Annotated in this window: 17 protein-coding genes and 2 pseudogenes; 6 read left to right on the top strand and 13 right to left on the bottom strand. The window is 62.9% G+C overall.

Annotation, left to right across the window (positions count from 1 at the left end):
* The first annotated feature begins 306 nt into the window (after positions 1-306).
* Together BUR28_RS09110 and BUR28_RS09115 are read left to right on the top strand one after the other, a co-directional pair.
* A complete protein-coding gene (locus BUR28_RS09110; protein ID WP_074219828.1) occupies positions 307-969 on the top strand; it encodes a PDDEXK family nuclease in 663 nt (220 codons plus the stop codon).
* Positions 966-3,194, top strand: coding sequence for a Mu transposase C-terminal domain-containing protein (locus BUR28_RS09115; protein WP_074219829.1), 2,229 nt, complete (start codon positions 966-968; stop codon positions 3,192-3,194). Before BUR28_RS09110 ends, BUR28_RS09115 begins: the two co-directional genes overlap by 4 nt.
* Before the next feature lie 141 nt (positions 3,195-3,335).
* Here BUR28_RS09115 and BUR28_RS19400 read toward each other — a convergent pair whose 3' ends face one another.
* The 11 genes from BUR28_RS19400 to BUR28_RS09175 form a co-directional block, all read right to left on the bottom strand.
* Positions 3,336-3,725 (bottom strand): hypothetical protein, encoded by a 390-nt coding sequence (locus tag BUR28_RS19400; RefSeq protein WP_139307540.1) that lies wholly within the window; start codon positions 3,723-3,725, stop codon positions 3,336-3,338.
* Positions 3,726-4,091: 366 nt separating this feature from the next.
* Positions 4,092-4,532, bottom strand: coding sequence for a hypothetical protein (locus tag BUR28_RS09125; RefSeq protein ID WP_074219831.1), 441 nt, complete (start codon positions 4,530-4,532; stop codon positions 4,092-4,094).
* 511 nt (positions 4,533-5,043) lie between these two features.
* Positions 5,044-6,897 (bottom strand): TniQ family protein, encoded by a 1,854-nt coding sequence (locus BUR28_RS09130; RefSeq protein ID WP_074219832.1) that lies wholly within the window; start codon positions 6,895-6,897, stop codon positions 5,044-5,046.
* Between the two features lies 1 nt (position 6,898).
* Positions 6,899-7,900 (bottom strand): TniB family NTP-binding protein, encoded by a 1,002-nt coding sequence (locus BUR28_RS09135; RefSeq protein WP_074219833.1) that lies wholly within the window; start codon positions 7,898-7,900, stop codon positions 6,899-6,901.
* Positions 7,901-8,166: 266 nt separating this feature from the next.
* Entirely contained in the window at positions 8,167-10,401 is a 2,235-nt protein-coding gene (locus tag BUR28_RS09140) for a DDE-type integrase/transposase/recombinase (RefSeq protein ID WP_074219834.1), read from the bottom strand.
* Positions 10,398-11,072, bottom strand: a complete 675-nt coding sequence (locus BUR28_RS09145; protein WP_074219835.1) for a hypothetical protein — start codon at positions 11,070-11,072, stop codon at positions 10,398-10,400. Before BUR28_RS09145 ends, BUR28_RS09140 begins: the two co-directional genes overlap by 4 nt.
* A 327-nt stretch (positions 11,073-11,399) precedes the next feature.
* A complete protein-coding gene (locus BUR28_RS09150; RefSeq protein ID WP_074219836.1) occupies positions 11,400-11,756 on the bottom strand; it encodes a hypothetical protein in 357 nt (118 codons plus the stop codon).
* Between the two features lie 106 nt (positions 11,757-11,862).
* Entirely contained in the window at positions 11,863-12,264 is a 402-nt protein-coding gene (locus tag BUR28_RS09155; protein ID WP_083626564.1) for a hypothetical protein, read from the bottom strand.
* A gap of 573 nt (positions 12,265-12,837) precedes the next feature.
* Positions 12,838-14,027 (bottom strand): IS3 family transposase gene (locus BUR28_RS09160; RefSeq protein ID WP_139307446.1). Its coding sequence is split into 2 segments (ribosomal slippage): positions 12,838-13,775 and positions 13,775-14,027, totalling 1,191 coding nucleotides; the frame shifts between segments, so codons are not numbered across the junction.
* A gap of 60 nt (positions 14,028-14,087) precedes the next feature.
* Complete coding sequence (locus tag BUR28_RS09170) at positions 14,088-15,164, bottom strand: restriction endonuclease subunit S (protein WP_074219837.1); 1,077 nt, start codon at positions 15,162-15,164, stop codon at positions 14,088-14,090.
* Positions 15,164-16,684 (bottom strand): type I restriction-modification system subunit M, encoded by a 1,521-nt coding sequence (locus BUR28_RS09175; protein ID WP_074219838.1) that lies wholly within the window; start codon positions 16,682-16,684, stop codon positions 15,164-15,166. Before BUR28_RS09175 ends, BUR28_RS09170 begins: the two co-directional genes overlap by 1 nt.
* A gap of 295 nt (positions 16,685-16,979) precedes the next feature.
* On the opposite strand from BUR28_RS09175, the gene BUR28_RS09180 reads away from it, so the two are divergent.
* Complete coding sequence (locus BUR28_RS09180; protein WP_074219839.1) at positions 16,980-18,185, top strand: IS256 family transposase; 1,206 nt, start codon at positions 16,980-16,982, stop codon at positions 18,183-18,185.
* A gap of 183 nt (positions 18,186-18,368) precedes the next feature.
* On the opposite strand, the pseudogene BUR28_RS19405 reads toward BUR28_RS09180, so the two are convergent.
* Positions 18,369-18,521: pseudogene (locus BUR28_RS19405) on the bottom strand (IS256 family transposase); the annotation flags it as partial.
* On the opposite strand from BUR28_RS19405, the pseudogene BUR28_RS20785 reads away from it, so the two are divergent.
* From BUR28_RS20785 to BUR28_RS09190, 3 genes and pseudogenes are all read left to right on the top strand, one after another.
* Positions 18,513-18,653 (top strand): annotated as a pseudogene (locus BUR28_RS20785) (IS91 family transposase); the annotation flags it as partial. The pseudogenes BUR28_RS19405 and BUR28_RS20785 sit on opposite strands and share 9 nt — an antisense overlap.
* A gap of 310 nt (positions 18,654-18,963) precedes the next feature.
* Complete coding sequence (locus BUR28_RS19410) at positions 18,964-19,629, top strand: SEL1-like repeat protein (RefSeq protein WP_139307541.1); 666 nt, start codon at positions 18,964-18,966, stop codon at positions 19,627-19,629.
* A 410-nt stretch (positions 19,630-20,039) separates the two neighbouring features.
* Positions 20,040-20,672 (top strand): tyrosine-type recombinase/integrase, encoded by a 633-nt coding sequence (locus BUR28_RS09190; RefSeq protein ID WP_074219841.1) that lies wholly within the window; start codon positions 20,040-20,042, stop codon positions 20,670-20,672.
* A 255-nt stretch (positions 20,673-20,927) separates the two neighbouring features.
* Here BUR28_RS09190 and BUR28_RS19415 read toward each other — a convergent pair whose 3' ends face one another.
* Positions 20,928-22,565, bottom strand: coding sequence for a helix-turn-helix domain-containing protein (locus tag BUR28_RS19415; RefSeq protein ID WP_139307542.1), 1,638 nt, complete (start codon positions 22,563-22,565; stop codon positions 20,928-20,930).
* Between the last annotated feature and the right edge of the window lie 191 nt (positions 22,566-22,756).

Consider the following 22,756-nt stretch of genomic DNA (forward strand, 5'->3'; position numbering starts at 1 on the left):
CACCGCCGGTTCTCGCGCGAGATCGAGAATTTCTTTCGGGCGAAAGAGAACGGCCAATATCCTCTGCACAACAGGCTGTCGCGTGCCGCGAGCCGAGCGGACAGGCGGCGGTACCGCCGCGCGACGCCGAGGGCGCTGTAAGAACGGCTGAACCAGACAGGATCCCCACACCACTCTTCCCGCGAGGCGGGACCTTCGATCCGGCCCCGCCTCGGCCCAGACCCTGAACCGGACGCCCCCAGTCCGATGGACCGCCGCATCCTGCCGGTGCGGTGAATGGCGTCCCTGTACCTGAAGAAAAGTCCCATGCTTGATTTCCATAGCAGTCTGACGCTGCCTGCCCCGTCCCGGGCCGACCGCGATGTCGCCAATGCCTCGAAGGGGCACTGCACGGCTTTCGCGGTGCTCGGAGAAGGCGCCGGGATCCGCGTCAAGGCCGAGTCCCACCTCGAGTTCTGTCACCTGTTGCTTCTGAATGCCCGCGAGGATGTCGTCGATCTCCGCGAGCAGGTCCGCTTCCGGCACCGCCGCATCGAGCATGTCTTCGACATCGTCGCGACCCTGGCGACGGGCAAGACCATCGGCTTCACGGTCAAACCCGAGATCCGCCTGTTGTCCGGGCGGTTTCTCGAAAAGATGGGGCTGGTCACCTGGCATGCGCGCAAGCAGGATTTCGTCGACGAGGTCAGGCTCCTGACCGAGGCCGATATCGACCCGGTCGACCTTCACAACGCGAAGATCCTGGCCGCGGTCAGGCGGCCCGATCCGGATGCCGAACACGTCGCCCGCGCCGTCGCATCCGGCCTTGTCGGGGGCCGCTCCCTGCAAGATCTCACCGTGGCCACCGGCCTGCACGCCCGCGGCTACCGCGCGCTTCTGCGCCTGGTGCGCGCCGGCGTGCTTCGCACCGTCCGGCATGAACCCATCACCCCGAAAACACTGGTCTGCTGGAAAGGAGACTCCGAATGAGCCTGGATTTCGACCGCCGTTTCCCCCGCTTCCAGATCGGTCGCGAGGACCGCGTGACGATCGACGGTCAGGCGTTCCGTCTCGGTTACATGATGCAAGACGCCTATGCCCTGGTCCCTGCCGAGGGCGAGGGTGCGGCCCAGGTTTTCGAGTTCGGGCATCTGAACCGGCTCAACGCCGCCGGCAAGGTCCGGCACGAGATCGAGCATTTCCTGCCGAAAGAGCTGCGCACCCGGCGCCAGCCCAGCGGTGGAACAGGGTCCTCGCTGGCCACGCTGACACCCGGGCAGCGCGCGCGGATCGACCAGCGGTACGCCCTGGTCGAAGCGTTCAACGAGGTCCGCGCCGAGGGCGTGATGCAGATGACCGACGCCTCCATCGAGGCGCATATGGACGATATCTGCCGGCGTGCATCCGCGTATCTGGCCGACCAGGTCGACCCGGAGCTTGAATGGCGCAAGCAGCAAGCCGCAGCGGGCAAGGGTCGGAAGCCCAAAGGTGGTGGAACCCTTCAGATGGTTGCTCCCGTACATCCGACCACGCTTCGGCGCTGGGTGGCCCGCGTCGCAAAATCCGGCAAGGCGGGACTGATCGATCGGTTCTCGAATCGCGGCAACCGGACGAGCTATTTCACCGCCGAAGAGAACGCCCTGCTCGGGAAGACCGTTCGGGAAAGCTACCTGACCCTCAACCGAGCGCCGATGTCGAAGACCGTGACCGACGTCCAGCGCGCGTTCAGGAAGGAGAATGCCGACCGCTTGGCCGACGGGCGCCCGCCGCTCCGCGTTCCCAGCCGCGAGGCCGTGCGCCAGTGCATCAAGTCGTTCAGCCGCTTCGAGGTGCTCGTGTCCCGCTACGGCGAACAGGAGGCGATGAAAAGACTTCGGCCGGTCGGGCGTGGGCTCGAGGTCTCCCGCCCGTTCGAACGGGTCGAGATCGACGAGTGGAAGATCGATCTCGTGACGATCATGGCCAAGGCGGGAATGCGCGAGTATTACACCGAGGAAGAGCTCAAGGATCTCGGCCTCGATGACGGCAAAGGCCGCTGGTGGCTGGTGGCCGCGATCGATTGCCGGACGAAGCTCATCGTGGGCATGACGCTGACGCGGAATCCCAAGACCAGCGCCGCCGCCCAGTGCCTGCGCATGGTGGTCAGCGACAAGGGCCGGTTCGCGAACGCCGCGGGTGCACAGGTCGCGTGGAACCAGTTCGCGACGCCGGAGCTGCTGGTGTCCGACAACGGCGCGGCGTTCAAATCGACCGCATTCACCGACACCTGCGCGACGCTCGATATCACGCTGGAACGGACGATCGCGGGTCTTCCCGGCATGCGCGGACATATCGAAAGGGTGTTCCAGACGGCGGCCACGCGGCTCCTGCCGATGCTGAACGGTCGTACCTTCGGCGATGTCGCCACGCGGGGGGATCACCCGGCCGAAGCGCGCGCCTGCCTGGACACCGAGGACCTGTGCTATTCCCTGGTGCGCTGGATCGTCGACGTCTATCACAACACGCCGCACGAGGGGCTCGGCGTCCGCACGCCGCTCCAGCAGTGGGAAAGCGATCTGATGGATGGCAATTTCCCGCTCCGGGCTGCGCCGGAGATGCGCACGAAGCGCTGCGCCTTCGGCCTTCGTCTGAACCGGCGCCTCACCCGCGAAGGGCTTCGGGTGCTCGGCGTCCGCTACCATCACGAGGCGCTCGCCGCCACGGTCATCGAGGGTGGCCACAAGACCGTCGAGCTTCGCTGGGATCCGGAGGATCTCGGCGCCGTCGAGGTCGTGATCGATGGGCAGGCGCACGAGGCCCGCGCCGTTCATGACGGCTTCGACGGGGTGGATGCCCACACCTGGATCGCGGCACGGCGGGCGCTGCGGGCGAAATCGGCCTCCCGCAAGGCCTGGGAAGAAGAGGTCGTGTTCCGCGCGCTCGATGACATCGAGGCGTTGAATACGCGCAAGCAGCTGCAGTACGGCCTGGTCGACAAGCCGATCACCGCCGAGCGCCTGAAGCATCTCGAGGAAAGCCTCTTCGCGGGGTTCCATATCACCGGCAACACCCCCAAGACCCGCACACCGCTCGATGGCGTTGGCCGGGTGATCGAACCCCGCGCCCCGGAAGAGGAGCCGCAGGCGTCGATCGCGCAGACACCGGACGCACCACGTCCCGCGCGGCCGCGGAGTTCCAATTCCTGGACGATCCGCAAGCCCGGAAGCCCAGGTTAGGACCTTGGACCAAGGTTGATCCCGCCCAGGATGTCCGGAGACGTTCGGGCAGGCATATGAACCCCGTTCGATCCGGCCCCATCAAGGGGCCGGATTTTTTTTGATCAGAAGCGTCGCCAGCGACGGGTTTCGCTGTGTTGATCAGGTCCCCTTACCGCGAAAGACACGACCCGCCTGGGCAAGGCGCGTTCGGATTCCTAGCAGCATCTTCATCCGCTCATGCGCACCCTCCGGAGCCCACGGATCCAGACAATAGACATCACGACCAGGCTGAAGCTCCACGCGATGTCCCAATCGTTCCAGCAAGCCTGTGGCTTCTGCCCGGATTGCCCTTCGTCTCGGCGTATCATGATCTACACCGTAGACCACCAGAAAGGCGAAATTCGGCGGCCCGTAGTGGCACTGAGCGCAAAACCCCAGGTCGAGATCCGGATGCCGCGCTTGCATCTCCACTTGCACAAGGGACAGGTCCTCGACGCGCGTGTCCTGCGCGGTGGCATTTCGATGGTTTGGGGAAGTATGGTCGTTCATCGTCACACCTTGGCGATTTCCATGGAAGCAAACGGCGGCCAATCAGGCTGAGCCGCCGTACGGACGGCGGTTCTCGGCTGGCAGGCGGTAAAGAGGTCCGGCATGGGATCACCGCTCCGGCGATGGCGTCTTCGGGCCTTGCCCGAAAGAGCCCGCATCCGTTCCGGATCTCGATGAACGACACCGCACCACGAGAACGAAGGGCCGCCGGTCTGCCGCACGGGCTGGAAACAGGGCCCGATGAAGCTCGGAGAATTCTAACCCCAGCCGGCCTGCCGCAAGTGTCACGGGCCTGGAGGGTATGCTCACCGACCTTCGCCTTGAACGAAAGGGAGGGCGGCCGCGGTCATGCCGCGGCCGCCGGTGTCAGGTGGATTGGAGGCGGTCGAACACCTGCTGGGCGTCGATCAGAGCATGTGCATGCAGGATCTTTTCGGCCGGGCCAGACAAGCGATCCAGAACCTTCGCCAGCGCAAGGCCCAGGTCTGTCCGCGAGCGTACAAGCCGATCGTCGAAGAGCGGTTCATCGCCGATGGCGCCAACCTCGACCGTGGCGATACGCCACTCCGTCTCGCGCTCGAGGTTCGAGGCCAGATCATCGAGGAGGCTCTCGAGATCCTGGCGGAGCCGTTTGGTGAAGACGTCGCCCTCCAGGAACGCCGCCCTGCAATCGTGCACCATGCGATGCCGGTGGCGGGGCAACAGCTCCAGCAGGTCATCGAAGACCCTCCAGGATTGCCGCGCCTCTCGGATCGCGGTGGCGATATGGATTTCCGGGCCCGGGACCGGGGTATTCGGGTGGAACATGATGTGGTCCTCTTCTTGTGCTGCAGCGATCCGTGCTGCGTCAAATCGGACCCGGAAGGTGTGATGTGATATCGGTCTCTCTTGGGGCGCGGTCTCCTTTTCCCGGGGGCTTCGGAAGAAAAGCCCCGGGAAAAGGAGGCCAGGACGGCCGAGAGGGACCCGAAAGCGGGCCCCTCAGGTGGGTTTCGCGCAACCCTGTTTTATTTCAGTCACTTAGCACCCCATGGGCGCGAAAGCCCCTGAAAATGGGCGCCGAAATCGCCAAAATGGGCTTTAATTGCCCCACCCGACTATTGCGCCTCGGATAAATCTTCCATCGGAAGAAATCTGGTCATTGATTTTAATGGATTTTTTGACCTCGCCCACCAATTCGGCCACCGCGACTTCCATCATACACGGTTAAGATTTCCATCGGGTCCTCCGGCATTCAAACGGAAAAAGAAAGGCCGCCGAAAACGGCGGCCTTCCTCTGGCGGGCGTATGGGATCCGGGGCGCATAAGGCCCCTTATGTTAAGGGCGAAATGGTGACGGGAGATCGGCGACTCGATAGAGATCGACACCGATGTGCCGTTTCGGGAAGAACGGTCGAACGGATACCGCCCTCAACCGGTTGCGAAGTTCGGCAATCTCGATTCCCAGCGCGTTCGCGATCCGGGGTCGCGTCGTGTATGCCGCCGCGCAGTCCGCGACCTCCTCCTCCCGGAACCGCCGGAACTCATGCCGACCGTTCGGGCCGCGAACCGGGATGGACGGCAGGATCGCGCCCTCCGGCCCCGAAGCCGCAAGGGCCCATCCTGTCGCGTTCGGGATCTTGAGCCGGCCGAAGGCCTCGGCCGGCGAGAGCCCGAACATGATCTCCCCGACCCGCCACCTCACCTCCACCGGATCGACATGGATTGCGGCATATCCCTCCACCCCGTTCAGCCGGACCACGTTCTCCAGAAATCCCCCCAGCACGAGGTGCAGGATCTCGACGCTGGGCGCCGACACTTTCTCCGCGGCCTTCGCGATCGGGACGAGCCCCTCCGGAACCTGATCGACCGGCCGCGCAGCCGACCGGAGCTTCTCGAGGAAGGCTGAAACGTCCCGGGCGTCGATTGCCTTCCCGAGACGGCCGGGGCCAGGCGCCGCGCCGTCGAGCAGAGGCGCCAGAACCCGCTCGTCGAGCAACTGAGCAGCCTGCGGTCGCGTGCAGTTGAGCGCTTTCGGCAACGAGATCACGTGCACGATGCGGGTGATCGACGCCGCCACCGTGCGCCCCATCTCCGCGTCGAAGATCTGGTGCGGCCCGGCCTCCGGATCGTCCGGCACAAGCCCATGGGCGATCAGGACGTGCCTGAGCGTCCGGGTGTCTTGCCCGCATTCCCTGGCGAGCGAGGCGACGGAGTGGAACCGCCGGCATTCGAGGGTGCCGCCGAGAACCTGCGCACCGTCCGGCAGCTCGAACGAGTCGAAAACATGGTCGCGGAGAATCCGTTTCAAATCGCCCGGATCCTTTCGGGCCTTCGAAGACGCCAGCCACTGGTACAGGCGGCCGAAGACCTTCTGGGGCCCCGGCTTGCTGCCACCGTACCGGAACGCGCCTTGCACGGCCGAAAGCATCTCCCGAATGGCGCCCTCGCCCCCGGAGGCGACGGCAAATCCCGCCCGACCGGCACGGTCCCAATCGTCCGGCATGAAGGCATTGAGGTCCGGCGTCGGCCCGAACTCGAGAAGCACACCAAGCATCTCGGCAGCCCGAACCGCCTGTTCGAGCGTCTGGCCGTCGAGCCAGGCCGGACCCGGCCTCCGGTCGAGCCGGTCGACGACGTAGTCCTGCAGGGGCGAGCACGCCCGTTCAGACGTCCGGGCAATCAGGGCTTCGAGGCCGGAACCCCGCTCGGGAACGCGTTCTTCCAGATTCAGCGCAAAATCGCCCCAGGAGGTGGAAGGACGCTCGATCAGCGCAAGATGGTGAACCGGGCAGGTCCGGACCGCGCGGAGGCTCCAGATCAGACGCCCGCGGCGCTGAACCGCCGGTTCGCCTCCCTCGGCATCGTCCGCAAGAAGGCATGCCGGGCAGAAAGCCGCGTGTTTGCCACGGAGGAATTCTGCCGAGATCTCCTGTCCGCGCAAACGGTACCGGCGGCGGCCTACCATCCGGACCGCATTCTCCGCGAGGATTTCGGGGTCTTCCCCGGAAATATCGGCGAGACGCGCGATGGCGCCCTCCGAACCGCCGGCAAGTTCCATGAGCTTGATGTCCATGGTCGCCAGGAACGCGGGCAGCGTCCCTTCGGTGTGAAAGGCCGCCAGCCGCGACGCGAAGGAAACAGGCGTCTCGTCAGCGCTGAACGGAAGCCGCGGATACAGATGTCCGTTCATCTCAGCGGCCCCTCCGTGCGCGCGATTTCTTCGCGACGCCCGGTTCATCTTTTTCCTCGGGCTCAAGTTCGATGCGAGACCAGTTCGGCACGAGGAAGACGTTCTTCTCTGGCGCACAGTTCTCCGTGCGCGCCCAGTATTCCGCGAAATGCTGGAGATCGAGCCGATTGTGGCCCTCAAGCAGCGCCTCCTTGATCGCCATGATCGTCGTATCGATACAGCGCCCGAAGCGATAGCGGCTCGCATGCATCAGGCGCCCGACAAGATCGGCGGCTTCGGGAGGTTCGATGCCGGCCCGCGCGCAGAGGGTCTCGACGATGCTGCGAAACAGAAGTCCATCGGTCGCCTGGGTGACCGGAGGGAACTCGAGCTTGGAGAAGCGGCGCGTGATCTGGGCGTCGAACGCGACGATCTCCCAAAGTGCCGCGATGCCGGACAGCACCACGATGACGGGATGCTTGCCCTGCATCAGGCTCTTCAACGTATTGAGGATATCCTGGATCTCGGTGCGGTTCTCGCTGCGAAACAGGTGATTGGCCTCGTCGATCCAGACAACCGCCGTGCCGCGATTGGCGAGTTGCCGACGCACCGTGGCCCAGATATCCCACGATGTTGCCCGCGACATCTTGCCGGGATAGCCAAGCACCTCGAGGACTTCCTGGCCCAAACTCTTCAGGGTGGCAGGCGACGGGACCGTCACCTTGAGAAAACTCGGCACCTCCTCTTCTCCCGCCGCCTGGAGAGCCGGGAGCTTCTCGAGCGCCCGCTCGATGATCGTTGTCTTGCCGCCGCCCGATCCATCGACCACGATGATGCCTCGGGTTTCCTTGCCCCTGGCGAAGCGAATGGGTTCGGCAAGGAGATTGCCCTGCTCGTCTTTCCGGAGCACGTGATCGAGATGGGTTTTGACGGCGCCGTCCCGGACATCTGTCCGGACGTACAGGGCCTTCAGGTCGTCGACGATCTCGTCGACCATGAAGGCATGGTTGGGTTCGTGAATCATGGCGATCCTCTTGTGATCGGCCGGCCGGCGTACGTTCTGTGACGAATGGACGGCGAGGTTTTCAGGGGGGATGCGCCTTCCTCGGCGCGGGACACCTCTGACGGGCTATGCCGTCTCAGGAGGTGGCAGTGAGTATAATGGGTCTTCCTTCGTCGGATCGGAAAAGAGAAAGGTCGAAAAAAGGCGCGCCGCTCTCGGAAGAGCGGCAAGGGTGACGACCACCCCTGCCCTCTTCCGATGCTCCCGACGCACACGCGCCTCCCGGGCTAGTCCTCCTCGATCGAGTAGCCGCCCGTCGACCCGGACCGCGTGGTAGACGCCGACGGACCCAATTCGCCCGGTCCGGAGATCACTTCACCCGATGCCGATTCCGAGGACGTCGGGGGCAGAGCCGAGGAATCAGGGTCGCGATGGACGTCCGTGGGGATCACGAGGCCGATCTCGTCCCGCTGCGCGGGCGCATTCGTCGAAGAAGCCACCACATTGAATCCGGTGAAAAGGCGCTCCTCTTGGTAGGCCAGGCGGTCTTCCGACCAGTCTTCGGTAAGAATGCTTGCCGCTGCCTTCGCATCCGAGTTCATCGCCTCGATTTCACGGATCGCCTGAAGCACGATGGGCAGAGCCATTTCCGCCTCCTTGCGCCGCGCGGCACGAAGCCGGCGTGCCGCGGCCAGCCAGGTCTGAGCCTTGACCCCCGCGAACCCGGCGAGAGCCGCGTCGACCTGATGCCATTCGCCATCGAGCTTGACCTCGATCGCGCCGAGATCCTCGGAATACCAGCGCACCTCGACCTTCTTGTTGCGGGCATGGATCGCCCAGCGCGCCAGCTGCTCGGTCTGATAGCTGATCCCCAGGACAGTGATGCCGTCGTTCTGAACCGTGCATTCCGTCGCAGTCCCGAAGACAAGCCGTCGTCTGCGCATGGCCGGGATCGGCGTGACCCCCCAGACATGGTTCAGTTCGCGCCAGCGGTTCAGGGGCGTCTGGGCAGCGAGACCGGCGTGGGGCGTGTTGTGGTAGATGTCGACGACCCAGCGGATGAGAGCGAAGGTCAGGTCGTCGATGGTCAGCGCCGCTCTGCCCTCGGAATCGTAGTCTCCTCGGGCCACGACATTCGAGAACGTCCGGCCTGTCAGTCGCGGGATCAGGGTGTCACCGATGGTCCTGAACACGCGTTCTACCGTGCCGCGCAGCTGCGGAAGCCCGCCCGGCGCGCGTTCCGCGGTGATCCCCAGATCGGCGCAGGCGCCGCGAAAATCGAGGGACTTGTAGCTGCTTCCACCGTCGGTCACGATGGTTTCAGGCGTGCCGTGCATGTCCCACGAGGACAGCGCGTCAACCGCGTCCGCCCATTGCCCCTTGTCGCGGACCACCATCTCGAGGGTCTTCACGGCGTTGGCGGCCGTCGGCGTCGTGGACAGGCGCATACCGACGATACAACGCGAGGCTGCGCAGATCGCGACGGACAGCCACATGCGAAACGTCTTCCGCGGCTTGCCCTTGGAGTCGAGGAAACCGAGAGACCGGAGCTCCTCGTCATCAAGGTGCGCCAGCAGACCGGTATCGGACATGATCGTGATCAGGTCGACCTCCCACTCATCCATCTCGACGCGCTCGAGCGGGCGGGTCAGTTGCAGCCCCTGCCCGACCGGGGCGTGTTTGCGGCGGGCCGCTTCGAGCCCCATCCGGCCGATATCGACGTGGAACGGGTCGAGTTTCAGGATCGAACGGCGGACCGTTTCTCGCGAGGGCACGGCCAGGGGCGACAGTCCCTCTTTCGCGCGTTCCGCATTCGCCACCTCGAATGCAGCCTGGACATTCCTGAAAATCATGGCCTGCGTCGGCCTTTCGGGGGTCGCGTACTTGCGCACCTCTTCCATCAGGATGATCCGCTCCTCGGGCATGAAGCGGCTCGTCCGATTGCCACCCTTCGCGCGGTGGTCGCCGAGCCCGACCAGATTTTCCCGCTCGTAGCCGCGAACCCATTCGAGCAAGGTCTTGCTCGAAGGCGCTTTCGGCATCGTTTCATAGCCACCGACATATTTCCGTGCCGCTTTGCCGTTCCGCGTGTCGGTGTACTCTTTCGCAAGCGTCTGCAGTTTCACCATCACCCGGTCGACGGAGTCGTAGGTCCGCTTCACCCGCCCCTGCCGCTCGAGATCATAATACGCCTGCACAAAGGCATCGCGGATCAACAAACGCTCGCGCGCCGCGTCCGGGAGGGTGGCAAGCAGGTCGATGTCTGCGGCACTGTTTACGAGGCTGCGCCGGACGCCTTCCGGCAGGAAGGCGCCGCGCTCGTGGACGATATCGCCGTCGGCGACACGGCGGCTCAGCACGCCATGCGGAAATGCTTCCGCCACCCCGGTCTTGTCGACCCGGACAAAGATATAGCCTTCCTCGCTCTCGCTGACCGGCCGGAAGTCGATGCCGTTGATGGTCACCTTGTCATAGGTTTCGAAACGATAGCGCGTGCGGGTCGGATCGAAATGAAGGGTCATCGGCACAGCTCCATGGGCTTGATGAGCGACCACGGCGTGATCCGCTCGTGGCGGGCAAGGTGAAGGCGATGGCGCGCGACCTGGCGGATCAGGGCGCGCAATCCTCGCGCTCCCATCCCGATCTCGTCGGTCAACTCGTCAAGCCGCGCGGCCCCGACGAGATCGGACGTGACGGCGACCGCCACGGTATCCGCCTCCGGATCGGGGTGACGGACGGAATGAAACAGCGCTGCGTTGTGGACCTCGACCGGGTCGAGATCACGCTCCGTGAAGACCCGGACCTTGTCCGCGATCTCCGGAACGGCTTCCGCGGCAGCCGCACTGATTTTCTCGAGGAACTCACTGTCAAGGTACTTGCTGGCCTTCACCGCGATGGCGATGCGATTGCCATTCACCATGGTCGCCAGGAAATCGAAGTAATGGGAGCAATCCTCTCCGCGCTCGTCGGTCCAGCTCACCTCCACCTGGTCACGCAGATCGCGGACATCCGGGCGCGCCATCAGGATGAGCGCTGTCTGCATCTCGAGGTGGCTTTCGAACAGGAGGACGCGCCCCGGGCCGTCGCCGAGCACGAGGTGCCCGGAAAAGTGGCCCTTGGAATGCAGCGCGACGTCACGATCGGCGCTGGATGGTTCCGGCAGCAGGATGCCGCCACAAGGATCGGGTTCCATATCATTTCCTCTTCAACCAGGTCATCGGTTCAGGCGACCGAGGCTGGGTGCCCCGCGGCGGGCCAGGCGGGCCCCTTGGCCCACTCCCGTCGCGGAGGACGATCCCTCTCGGTCTGGGAAGGAAATTGATCCGCGGCCCGGATTCCCCATGCATTTTTGTAGACACGTCACTTCCCTGAAATCGTTGGATTTTCTCATCCCTCGTGCGCGGACGGAGAAAATATTCGATCCTCGGACCGACGAGATGCCGGTGGCGCACGTGGGCAGGGACACGGGCACGGGCACGGGCCCGAAGCCTTGTGGATGCCTCCTTCCGGCTGCAACAGATCAGGCCAACCGGACGCGAAGCTCCGCAAGACGGGCCCCGTACCAGGAAACCAGGGCCGACATGTCTCGCGGGCTTCCGCGCTCGCGGGAGATCCGGTCGATCGCCGAAAACGGGACGGCCGCGAGCCGGGTCTCCAGATCGAGGATCACCGCGCCGACGACGCGCGGCAACGGGGGCGTCGCGGACGCGAGGTCCGAGAGTGCCTCCAGCGACCGGAGGCCCGCCGAGTCGTCGAGCGAGCCCAGGACGTCCCGCAACCCGCCGATATGAAAGGCAAGGAAATCGAGTACGGCCAGAATGGCACATCCACGCTCTTCGGCATCGTTGAAATCGAAAATCGAATTCGGGTATGTCATGTCACTTCTCCTTGAAGGAAATCGCGCAACCGCAGGGCAGTCCGGATCTCCGGGTTCCGCGCGCGGCCGCGGGCTTCGGGCGTCATGGCCAGGACCGCGGCGAAGGCTATGCCGCCCTCATGGCGGAGCCGCCGCCATCGAAAGTCACGTCCGCCCTGACGGCATCCAGGAGACCATCCGTGAGGAGACAGATGTCTTCGACCCGGGGGTCGCTGGGGTCGAGCATTGCAAAGCGACCGGCTTCCGGGCGGGTGTCATCGTGGACGTTCACGAGGGCGAGCACGCCCAGCACGTCCATGGCGAGTTGCCGGGTGCGGCGCGTCGGCCGCGGTTCACGCGCAAGGCGTTCGGAAAGCTCGACGACGGCCCGAGCGGCCGTTTTCCCCCCGAGCAGACCGGCGGCGGCGTGCAGCGCCGACCCGTGGCTCTCGACGAACGCATGCAGAGACATGGTCCGGCCGTCGTGACCGGGGGGCCGCAGATGGGGCAGGTTGAAGGGGTCGAACATGTGAGCTCCTGTTCTTGCGAATGTCGATTGCTTTCTCCCAATCCGAATTCGCTGGAATTGCGACTTGAAAGCCGATAGATCAGCCGCTTCCGGCAGGCCGATTACGCCCCCGGACATCCTTCGATTTCGAATGGGTTGAGGTGCTCGCAGCCTCCCGCCACTACGGCGGGAAAAGTACTGAGAGAGTTTCTTCGGATTACACCATGAACCAATCTTCTCCGGTTTGCCTTTGCAAACCGAAGATTGGCTACTTTCTGGAGACCGAAAGAATTTTTCCGATCAGGCAGCCCGGGTGCGGGAGTCCCTTCCGAGTTCGCGTGATCATCCGCCGGGATGGGAAGCTGATCTAGATCGGCGCGCGGATCGTTCGGCATGCCCGCGCCATAACCTTCCAGTTGCCCGCGATGACCCCCACCAGACCCGCTTCTTGCTGCGGCAGCCCGGGCAACGATGCTCTGCGCCTACGGTGTCAGTCTAAATGAAAGCCTCAGCACGCCGACGGGCGGTCGCCAGGGCCGCCTCTGCCACTACGACCCGGCGAGGTGGGAGAGAAGGTGACCTGCCACTGATCTTTCATCCAGCCGCGACCGGAGCCCGGTTGGTGTTTACGCCAAATGGCGCGGGTTGAGCAATCGCCCGACGCGCGGAGCTCTCATCTCGCGCAGCGGGTCGGGCGATTGCGGTGGTCAGGGTCTGCGCGTAGTCAGCCGGGGTCTGATAGCCCAAGGCCGAATGGGGGCGCTCGGTGTTGTAGTCGGCGACCCAGGCGGCGATCAGGTCGCGGGCATGGGCGAGGTTACGAAACAGCGTCTCGTTCAAGAACTCGTCCCGCATCCGGCCGTTGAAGCTCTCGACAAAGCCATTCTGCATCGGCTTGCCCGGCGCGATGTAGTGCCATTCGATCCGGTTCTCGGCGCACCACTTCAGGATCGCGTTCGAGGTCAGTTCCGTCCCGTTGTCCGACACGATCATTCCCGGCTTGCCGCGACGTTCGATCAGCGCCGTCAGCTCCCGCGCGACGCGCCGGCCGGAGATCGACGTGTCCGGGATCGCGGCGAGGCATTCGCGCGTGACGTCATCGACGATGTTCAGCACCCGGAACCGCCGCCCGCACGCGAACTGGTCATGGACGAAATCCAGTGACCAACGGGCATTTGCGCGCGCCTCGACCAGGATCGGGGCGCGGGTGCCGATGGCCTTGCGCCGCGCGCGCCGCTTGCGGACGGTCAGCCCTTCCTCGCGGTAAAGCCGGTAGATACGGTTGATCCCCGAGGGCTCGCCCTCCCGCCGGAGCAGGACGAAGAGCCGCCGGTAGCCGAACCGCCGACGCTCGTTGGCAAGCTCCCGCAATCGGCCGCGCAGTTCCGTGTCGGGTGCGCGTTGCGACCGGTAGCGGATCGTCTTCCGATCCGCGCCGGCAATCTGGCACGCCCGTCGTTCCGACAGCCCGAACCGGGCCTTCAGATGCGCGACCGCCTCGCGCTTCACGACGGGCGTCACCACTTTTTTGAAACCAGCTCGCGCATCGCGGCCAGATCCAGCATCTGCTCCGCCAGCAGCTTCTTCAACTTGGCGTTCTCGTCCTCGAGCGCCTTCAGCCGTTTGGCCTCTGACACCGTCATGCCGCCGTATTTGGCTTTCCAGTTGTAGAACGTCCCCTCCGACATGCCGTGCTTGCGGCACAGATCGGCACACTTCGCCCCGGCCTCATGCTCGGCCAGGATGCCGATAATCTGCTCTTCGCTGTATCTCGTTCGCTTCATTGTCCGTCCCCTCCTTGGGTCGGACTCTAATCGCAGGTGGAGGAAAAATCCCGTGGCAGGTCAGGTCCCCTGCAAACCATAGCAAGACTGGTTGAAAACCATGTCGCATGCCGCCATCGCCAGTTTGCCCACGGTGCCCCTTGCGCTGATAATGGTTGTGCCTCTGGAGATCATTTTCGCTGAGCAACCATCAAAGCCAGCAGCGGTGATCTTCTTTTCGGTATCAAGAACGAAGACTGCTCCGGTTTCGGGCGCATCGACGACCGAATACCAAGGAACTTCGCCTCCCCAGTATTCCGGCACACCTGTCTTGGGGGTGCCACCGCTGATTATCGCGACCTGATCGGAGAATGGCCGACGTTCCCACCCCTTCGGCAGGCCGTCGGGGCCGAAGCTGTCGGGGAAGAGGGCGGCGGTGGTGGGGTCCATGTGGGCGGGGGGCTGGCCGAGGGCGCGGGCTTGGACGGGGTCGAAATCCACGAACCAGGACCGATAGAGCGCCCGCGCCATCTCCTCCAACGTCGCGCTCATCCGGCGGTTCAACTCGATCTTGTCGTCGAGGGACTGCAGGATGTCCGCGATGCGTTTCTGCTCCGCAATCGGCGGCAGGCAGATGTGAAACGCCTTCAGTTCCGGGTAGTAGATTGTCTGGTGGGTCGACCCATAGGAGAAGCGAGAGAACGAGTCCCGCTCTGCAAGCAACGCAAACTTCAGGAACCTGTAATCGAGGTTCTCAGAGCACACCCAGTTGGCAAAATCCTGACTGGTTGCCATCGGTCTACCCATGACAATCACATAGCCGACAGACGCGGTTCTGGATAGGCAAACGGTATTGGCGGGCAGCACCCTTGCTGCCGAATTCGCGATACCGAGATCGTTGGTGTGTTGCATGGTCTCATGGATAGTCCGGCCATGATTGCTGGTTGCGTCCTTGATGCCGATCCAAGGTATCTCGCCGCCCCAGTATTCGGGCTTCTTGCGACTCGGGGTGTGCCCAGATTCCAGCCGAGCAACATCCGTGAGAGCGGTCCAACGCCACCCCTCAGGCGCAGGCGTACCCGGGTTGCCGACGCCGAGGACATACTGCCCCTCAATAACGCCGGTTGTCGCTTCCCTGCCTCCGGTTTTTCGAGCCATTACAACAGCTCTCCGAGCCGGGCCTCGATCTCGTTCTCCAGACGTCGCCCCTCGGCGAACTGTGCCCGAAGCTCCGCCGTGAGCCGGTCGAATTTCTCCTCGAAGGGCTCGCCGTCCTCCTCGGCCGCGCCGGCGCCGACATAACGGCCCGGGGTCAGGACGTAGTTATGCTTCGCAATCTCCTCCATGGAGGCCGACTTGCAGAAGCCCGGCTCGTCGGCATAGGCGCCCGCGTCCGGCTCTCCGCGCCAGGCGTGGTAGCGGCGCGCGATGCGCGCGATCTCCTCGCGCGACAGCTCCTTCTGCTTGCGCGAGCCCGGCACCAGCGCGCCCATCTTGCGGGCATCTATGAACAGCACCTCGCCGCGGCGGTCGCGCAGCTTGGCGTCCTTGGCCACGCCGTTCGACTTGTCCCTCGCCAAGATCCAGATGCAGGCCGGAATCTGGGTGCCGTAAAAAAGCTGCCCCGGCAGTGCAATCATGGCGTCCACCGCCTCGGCCTCGACCATGGCGCGGCGGATGTCGCCCTCTCCGCTCGACATCGACGACATGGAGCCGTTGGCCATGACCACGCCCGCGACACCCGTGCTGCCCAGCTTGTCGTAGATGTGCTGCATCCAGGCGAAGTTGGCGTTCCCGACCGGGGGCGTGCCGAATTTCCAGCGCCGATCCTCGGCCAGGATGTCGCCGGACCAGTCCGAGATGTTGAAGGGCGGATTGGCCATCACGTAGTCGAACTTCTCGTCGGGGAAGGCATCGCGCAGGAGCGTGCCCTCGGCGTTCCATTTCAGGTTCGCCACGATCCCACGGATGGCGAGGTTCATCCGCGCGAGGCCATAGGTGGTGTGGTTCCGCTCCTGCCCATAGATGGCGAGGTCGGCCCGGCGATACTTGTGCGCCTCGAGGAAATTCTCGGACTGGACCATGAAGGACCCCGATCCGTGGCAAGGCTCATACAGGCGGCCCTTTACCGGTTCGATCATCTGGACGATGAGCTCGACAACCGGCTTCGGCGTGTGGAAATCGCCGCCGCGCTTGCCCTCGTTGCTGGCGAATTCGGAGATGAAATACTCGTAGATGCGGCCGATCAGGTCGAAGTCCCGGGGCGTTCCGTCGAACTCAATGTTCGAAAAGAGATCGATCAGGCCGGTGACGATGGCCGGGTCGAGCGACTCGCGTCCGAAGACCTTGGGGAGCGCGCCCTTGAGCTGCTCGTTGTCGGCCTCGATCGCGCGCATGGCGTTGTCGACCTTGACCCCGATGCCCTTGTCCTTGGCGTTCGCGGCCAGCGTGCTCCAGCGCGCGGCCTCGGGGACCCAGAAGATGCCGTCCGCCAGGTATTCGTCGACGTCCTCGGCGACCTCTTTGCCCTCGGGGAGGAGCTCGTCATACTTCCGCTGGAAGGCGGTGCCGATGTAGCGGAGGAACAGCAGTCCCAGGGCCACATGCTTGTACTCGCCCGGGTCCATGGATCCGCGCATCTTGTCGGCCGCCGCGAAGAGCGTCTTTTCGATGGTCATCCGCCGTCCCTTTCCTGGCGTTGTTTCGCCAGTCGGTTGATTTGCTTGTGCCAGTTATTGTTGAGAAATGGGCTAGGATCAATTCTCCCGGTCCGCGGGTCAGAACGCCGACGCAAAGCACTCTTCGTGGCTCCCGCCGTTCTCTCCTCTCTTGCCGATCCCAGGAGGACGACGTTAGTGTCCGCGGTGCTGGTGTAATTTCGCTGCCGCCAGCGGTGTAATCCTGGGTGGCCATCGAGGTGTATGGTCGAGGTGGAGTTTGGCGACTTCAACCACGAACCCTACGGAGACCCCGATGACCAAGACGACCATGGACCTGTCCGAGCTTATGGCCAAGCACGATCAGGGAGACTTTCTTCGAACCATAGCCGAGGCGGTGCTTCAGCTGATCATGGAGGCCGATGTCGAAGGCCTGATCGGCGCTGGTCGCCACGAACGCAGCGGTGAACGCACGACCTGGCGAAACGGGTATCGAGAGCGCGCTCTCGATACCCGTTTGGGCACACTGAACCTGCGGGTGCCGAAGCTGCGGCAGGGCAGCTATTTCCCCGGCTTCCTCGAGGCGCGGAAGACCTCCGAGCAGGCCTTGGTCGCGGTGATCCAGGAGGCGTGGATCGGCGGCGTCTCCACCCGTCGCGTGGACGAGCTGGTGCAGGCGATGGGCCTGTCCGGCATCTCGAAGAGCACCGTGTCGAAGCTGTGCAAAGACATAGACGAGCGCGTCGGGGAGTTCCTGAACCGCCCGCTGACCGGCGAATGGCCCTACGTCTGGCTGGATGCGACCTACCTCAAGGTCCGCCAAGGCGGTCGCATCGTGCCGGTCGCGGCCATAATCGCTGTCGCCGCCAACACCGAGGGCCGGAGGGAGATCATCGGCCTGGGCATCGGCCCATCCGAAGCCGAGACGTTCTGGACCGAGCTCCTGCGCTCCCTGAAGGCGCGCGGGCTGGGTGGGGTCAGACTGGTCATCAGCGACGCGCACACCGGACTCAGAGCGGCAATCTCAAGGGTATTCGAGGCCACGTGGCAGAGGTGCCGCGTTCACTGGATGAGGAACGCCCTCGCACATGTGTCCCGCGGCCAGCACACCGTCGTCGCCGCCGCGATCCGCCAGGCCTTCGACCAACCCGACCGAACCCAGGCCGGCGAAATCTGGCGCAAGGTCGCGGAACAGCTGCGCCCGCGCTGGCCCAAGCTGGCCGAGCTGATGGATGCCAGCGAGCACGATGTCCTCGCCTACATGACCTTCCCTCGGCAGCACCGCACGAAGCTGCACAGCACGAACCCGATCGAGCGTTTGAACAAGGAGGTGAAGCGCCGTGCCGATGTCGTCGGGATCTTTCCGAACGAGGCCTCCATCATGCGTCTGATCGGCGCCGTCCTGTTCGAAGCCAACGATGAATGGCAGACCTCGAGCCGCTACATGATGGTCGAGGCCTTCGCCCAGATCGACAAGGAGGAGATCGACCCCATTCTCAGCATAACCACGAAAGCCGCCTGATCATGCCCTCAGGCCATCCGGGAATTTACACCAGCTTGACGGACGTGACCGAGACGACCCAGCCATTCGAGAAAAAGAAGGTCGGCTGTGCCTGTTCTGCTGCTCAGGGATAGTGTCGGTCGTGTCGCGAATTCTGTGGAAAATCCCTGGCGGCGCGCTCCGGGCACGTGAAGTTGGCGCCGCTCAGGCGGCGAGGTCAAGGGGCATCGGTTCGAGGGGCTGAGAGAGGGTCTCCCATCCGTCGACCTTGCGCATCTGGATCTGACCGGAGGCCAACAGCGCCCAGAGCAGCATCGGCACGGTCTCGGCACAGGGCAGCACGGTCTCGGGTTCCATCGCATCCGCCATTACGGCCTGCTGGCCGGCGCGACCCGCAAGGCCACCATCGCCCGCATCCGCGACCTGCTCGGGCAGCGGCCGCCCGAACCGGACGCGCAAGAACGGCCCTTAGCTGCCGTCCACCTACCACGCCGGATGCCGCGGTGCGGCCCGTTGAACTTGCCATTCGCTGCGCACGCCTGCGAAATCACGCCGCCAGCGAGCCGCGCATCGCGGGGTATTGCTAATACCTGACACAAGCCATCAGATGACTTGGCCCAGCCCAAACCGGTCGGTCGTTCTGTGTACCCGATAACCACGCTTTCCCCACAGGAGACCCGGAAGCGGACTAACAAAACCTTTTCGCTTAGCTACCCCTCTAGCACTCCAAAGGCGAACAGAGTAGGCAGTCAAACGAACGATCAACGTAAGTGTGGCAATAAATTAATGGAGCTGGAATATGTCTTCGAAGGAAGCAAAAGAAGATCGCAGTTCTGAATTCAAAGGGTGCCTTGTATGTAAGCACGGTCGCTTCGTGGACGACCTGCCACTATTTGGTGAATGTCGCTGCAACCCACCTAGACCAAAAATAGATCGAAACAATGAAGTTGCTGGAAGAATTTTTCCGCATGTCCGGTTTGATGACTGGTGTGGGCGGCTTCAAGTAAAAACATCTAGGCGAACAGAAGCGCAACTCAAGAAGGTGATCCCACACCTGTCTCGAGAGCACATGTGTTCAGAGGCGAAACGTTTGCTTAATGAGGGCGACCATCTTTTGGCAATAAAGTTCTTTGAGTCCATTTATGGTGGTGGCGAAATTACAGTTCATATGATGGGCCGAATTTCAAAAACTCTACACGACTTGATGCTCAAGAATCAAGGCGATGCTGATTTGAGATCACTATTCGTAACGTGGCTTCGGCGCGCCGCAGACATGGGGCATCCAGGAGCCTGCATCTTATATGCGCAAGTTCTTGTCGATAAGGAGTATTCATTGCTCGACGAGGGATTGTCAGAAAAATATTTAAGGCAAGCTGCAGATCTTGGGGATGAAGACGCCAAGCGGAGAATTGAGATGGGTAGTCTGTACAGAATTGATGCAAAAAGCCTTCCGGAAATCCGCTAATTACAGGTGTTTGAAGTTGATAAGTGATAATTTTTCTCTACGAAATTCGGCTCCCACTCGACAATGGCGCAGTCGCATATATTCTCTGAATTGGATGGCGTGTGGATAACTCATTCGGTGCACTCTGGTTTTCATTGTCTGGAACCTACGCGAACGAAAGGATCAGCGCGGTGGCAAGCCAAAGCCTAATAGTCGGCGATTGGGCCGCCGCGCTTTTCAACATGCCCACCGCCTCGCCTCGCCGCGACTTCCGTCCGCTACCTGCGCATTGCGGCCGCTCGGACAGGACGCAGCGGTGGTCGACATGGGCCCCGCGGTTGCCCGCGCCGCCTCGCCGGTCCCCCGTGCTATCATGACGCACCAACGTCGGGTTGGTGTCGTGGTGGGCGTGGCGGATGGGAGGAACTGCCATGCCCACTGCCAACCTGCCTGCCATTCGCGCTTGCCGCCCCGCCTGGAACAAGGGCCGCGTCGTCGGTCAGAAACGCCCGCTGATGCCAAAACACGTCTGGGCCATCCGCGTCCGCCTCGAGATCGCCGGGAACCACCGCGACCTCGCGCTCTTCAACCTCGCCATAGACAGCAAGCTTCGGGGCTGCGATCTCGTGAAACTCAAGGTCGCGGATGTCTACGCGGCCGGCCAGGTCAAGGAACGCGCCTCGATCATCCAGAGCAAGACCCAGCGCCCGGTCCGGTTCGAAATCACCGAGGGCACGCGCAAGTCGCTCGCGCGCTGGATGGACGAGCCCCTGATGGTCGGCTCCGAATACCTTTGGCCGGGGCGATTCCATGAACGCCTGCACATCTCGACCCGGCAATACGCCCGCCTCGTCCGGGAATGGGTTCGTTCCATCGGCCTGGATCCCACCTCCTACGGCACGCATTCGATGCGCCGCACCAAGGTCGCCCAGATCTACCGGAAGACAGGCAACCTGCGGGCCGTGCAACTCCTGCTTGGCCACACCAAGATGGACAGCACGGTCCGCTACCTCGGCGTCGAACTGGAGGATGCGCTCGCGATCTCGGAAAGCGTCGAAATCTGAAGTCGACGGGCCGCCTTCACAGGCGGCCCGTTCCGGCCATTGACCACCGCCTGGCTCCGCCGCGGCGCGGCCCGTCCTTCCAGCCATTCGCCGCGCCTACGAAGTCACGCAACTGGCGTACCGCACCTCGCGGGGCATCGCGGATAGCTAACCAAAACGGTCAGATGCCGTGTGCCAGCCAGATCCTACTTGGTACACCGAGACGAGATTATCTCTCTGATTTTGGGCGAATAGTTTTTCATGTTAGGTCCGCCTTCACCTGACTTTCGCGATGGAGACAATCCCTAGTTTGTTCCATCCGTAGATAGTTGCGCGTGACACGCCAATCATCTTCGCGACGTCTTCCGCACGCACTCCTTGGTCCAGTGCCGCCTGTGCCTTCCGGACATTCTCAGGCGTCGCGAGGCTTGGCGCGCCGACACCCGGACGTTCGGACTTCGCAGAAATACGCAACCGGGCCGCACCCTTGACGTTGGTCGGATCGACGAGGTGAGGCTCAAGCCAAATCGCCCACCTGCGCAACGCGTTTCCGACCCGCAGCTTCGAGGCTTCGGTGTTGTAATTCCGGCTGAAACGCGTTCCGATTTCCTCGCCGATTTCTACACCGGTCCGGTGCGGGTCTTCGAGTAGGATTTCGCGCGTGGCTTGTAGCGTAGGGGCCTTCATGGCGGCGTGCCGAAGCATGTCTTCGGCAGATGCGCTGTTTGGCACAAGCGAGTAAACCTTACCGTCACGGACCTCGATCAACCCTAGCGCCACCAAATCAGTACGACTTCGGTTTTGGTTCGCGGCGTCCCAATCATCTGTTGGAACAGCTTCATCACTGGACATAGTGAATTCGAGCGAGGCTAGGGCCGATGGTGGAGCGGTGCCAGCGATGAAGAGGCGTTCGGAGCGCGGACTGTGACCATCGTTTTCGCTAAGAATTCTCTGCAGATCTTCTGAGGGCGCGCCGACTTTCCTCAACACTGCGACGCGCCCTTGGGAGTCGGTATCGAGAAAAGTGTCAATCACAGATGAATCGACACCGATTGAGCGCAGGGGAGGCCCTGCCGGGACCACCATTGGACGTTCGTCGCTTAGCTCATCGATTGTGGCTGGCTTGCGTAGTACGTGGAGATAGACCGCCAACGTCGCATCCCGACTCAGCGCGTTTTGCAGCCCACGTACGGCGAGGGTCCGGAGCAACAACCCGAACAGTTCCTTGTCCCGTGTCTTTTTACCTGTCAGGAACCGGGCGGCTCGCATGCCAATCCCACCGCTTGGTTCGACATCGTCAACCCGACCGAATTGAATCCATTCGGCGCGCGTCGTGAGAGTCGCAACCACCGCTGAGAAATCCTTGGTTGGGTCTGGTTTTACGAACCAGCCTTTCTCTCTATCGACTAGCTGACCCTCTAAAGTGCGCCCCGCATCCTCCACCTCAATGGTCTGCGGTCCCACTTGCTTCCAGCGGCGCGTTTGCCTTCGGGTTTCGGTAGTAGAGGACTCGCTGCCATAGTTTATGCCCGATTTCGCTGCCCCTTTTGCGTCCGGAATGGGCGCACCGGCAGATGCTCCCGCTTCTACTTCGGCACCAATACGCCAACCTCGCTGCGTTCGGTCGATATCCTCTCTGACATATGCGTCGCCCGATCTTTCGAAAATTGGGTCCGGCTGGCAGTGCTTGAATTGAACCTCAATGGACGCCTTCTTTATACCGAAGGAGACAGAAAGAGAGAAATCATCACCTTCAAGTTGAATCATTTCCTCGCCGAAAGAGGCCGATACCTCCAAGTCGTATCCACCCATGAAGCGGTTGGACGGCGCGCGAAGCCAGACATTGGCAATATGTGGATCCAAGGGCGAAGGTGCTCTTGCGTCATAATCGACAATGAAATCCGGTTCATCCATGGGTACATCTCTCGCTTCTCTAGTAGCCCAGCATCATCCTAATTCATTGAATGGATCAAGGTTTTAAATTTGCCAAGCCGATTAGGTCATGTTGACAAATGGCGCACCCAGAGGCGGATGAAGCGACGGTTGCACGCACGCTGGCAGGACGGCACTCTGGTTCCATGCTCTTTTCAGTCATTCGAGCAATG

It is taken from the genome of Rhodovulum sp. ES.010 (assembly GCF_900142935.1).
GTDB lineage: Bacteria > Pseudomonadota > Alphaproteobacteria > Rhodobacterales > Rhodobacteraceae > Rhodovulum.

Excerpts from the sequence above, each read along its gene's own strand:
- BUR28_RS09170 (WP_074219837.1), bottom strand. The coding sequence starts at position 15,164 with ATGGCTCGAAAAACCGGAGGCAGGGAAGCGACAACCGGCGTTATTGAG.
- BUR28_RS09110 (WP_074219828.1), top strand. The coding sequence starts at position 307 with ATGCTTGATTTCCATAGCAGTCTGACGCTGCCTGCCCCGTCCCGGGCC.
- BUR28_RS09150 (WP_074219836.1), bottom strand. The coding sequence starts at position 11,756 with ATGACATACCCGAATTCGATTTTCGATTTCAACGATGCCGAAGAGCGT.
- BUR28_RS09115 (WP_074219829.1), top strand. The coding sequence starts at position 966 with ATGAGCCTGGATTTCGACCGCCGTTTCCCCCGCTTCCAGATCGGTCGC.
- BUR28_RS09135 (WP_074219833.1), bottom strand. The coding sequence starts at position 7,900 with ATGATTCACGAACCCAACCATGCCTTCATGGTCGACGAGATCGTCGAC.
- BUR28_RS09130 (WP_074219832.1), bottom strand. The coding sequence starts at position 6,897 with ATGAACGGACATCTGTATCCGCGGCTTCCGTTCAGCGCTGACGAGACG.
- BUR28_RS09125 (WP_074219831.1), bottom strand. The coding sequence starts at position 4,532 with ATGTTCCACCCGAATACCCCGGTCCCGGGCCCGGAAATCCATATCGCC.
- BUR28_RS09175 (WP_074219838.1), bottom strand. The coding sequence starts at position 16,684 with ATGACCATCGAAAAGACGCTCTTCGCGGCGGCCGACAAGATGCGCGGA.
- BUR28_RS19400 (WP_139307540.1), bottom strand. The coding sequence starts at position 3,725 with ATGAACGACCATACTTCCCCAAACCATCGAAATGCCACCGCGCAGGAC.
- BUR28_RS19415 (WP_139307542.1), bottom strand. The coding sequence starts at position 22,565 with ATGGATGAACCGGATTTCATTGTCGATTATGACGCAAGAGCACCTTCG.
- BUR28_RS09145 (WP_074219835.1), bottom strand. The coding sequence starts at position 11,072 with ATGGAACCCGATCCTTGTGGCGGCATCCTGCTGCCGGAACCATCCAGC.
- BUR28_RS19410 (WP_139307541.1), top strand. The coding sequence starts at position 18,964 with ATGTCTTCGAAGGAAGCAAAAGAAGATCGCAGTTCTGAATTCAAAGGG.
- BUR28_RS09180 (WP_074219839.1), top strand. The coding sequence starts at position 16,980 with ATGACCAAGACGACCATGGACCTGTCCGAGCTTATGGCCAAGCACGAT.
- BUR28_RS09155 (WP_083626564.1), bottom strand. The coding sequence starts at position 12,264 with ATGTTCGACCCCTTCAACCTGCCCCATCTGCGGCCCCCCGGTCACGAC.
- BUR28_RS09190 (WP_074219841.1), top strand. The coding sequence starts at position 20,040 with ATGCCCACTGCCAACCTGCCTGCCATTCGCGCTTGCCGCCCCGCCTGG.
- BUR28_RS09140 (WP_074219834.1), bottom strand. The coding sequence starts at position 10,401 with ATGACCCTTCATTTCGATCCGACCCGCACGCGCTATCGTTTCGAAACC.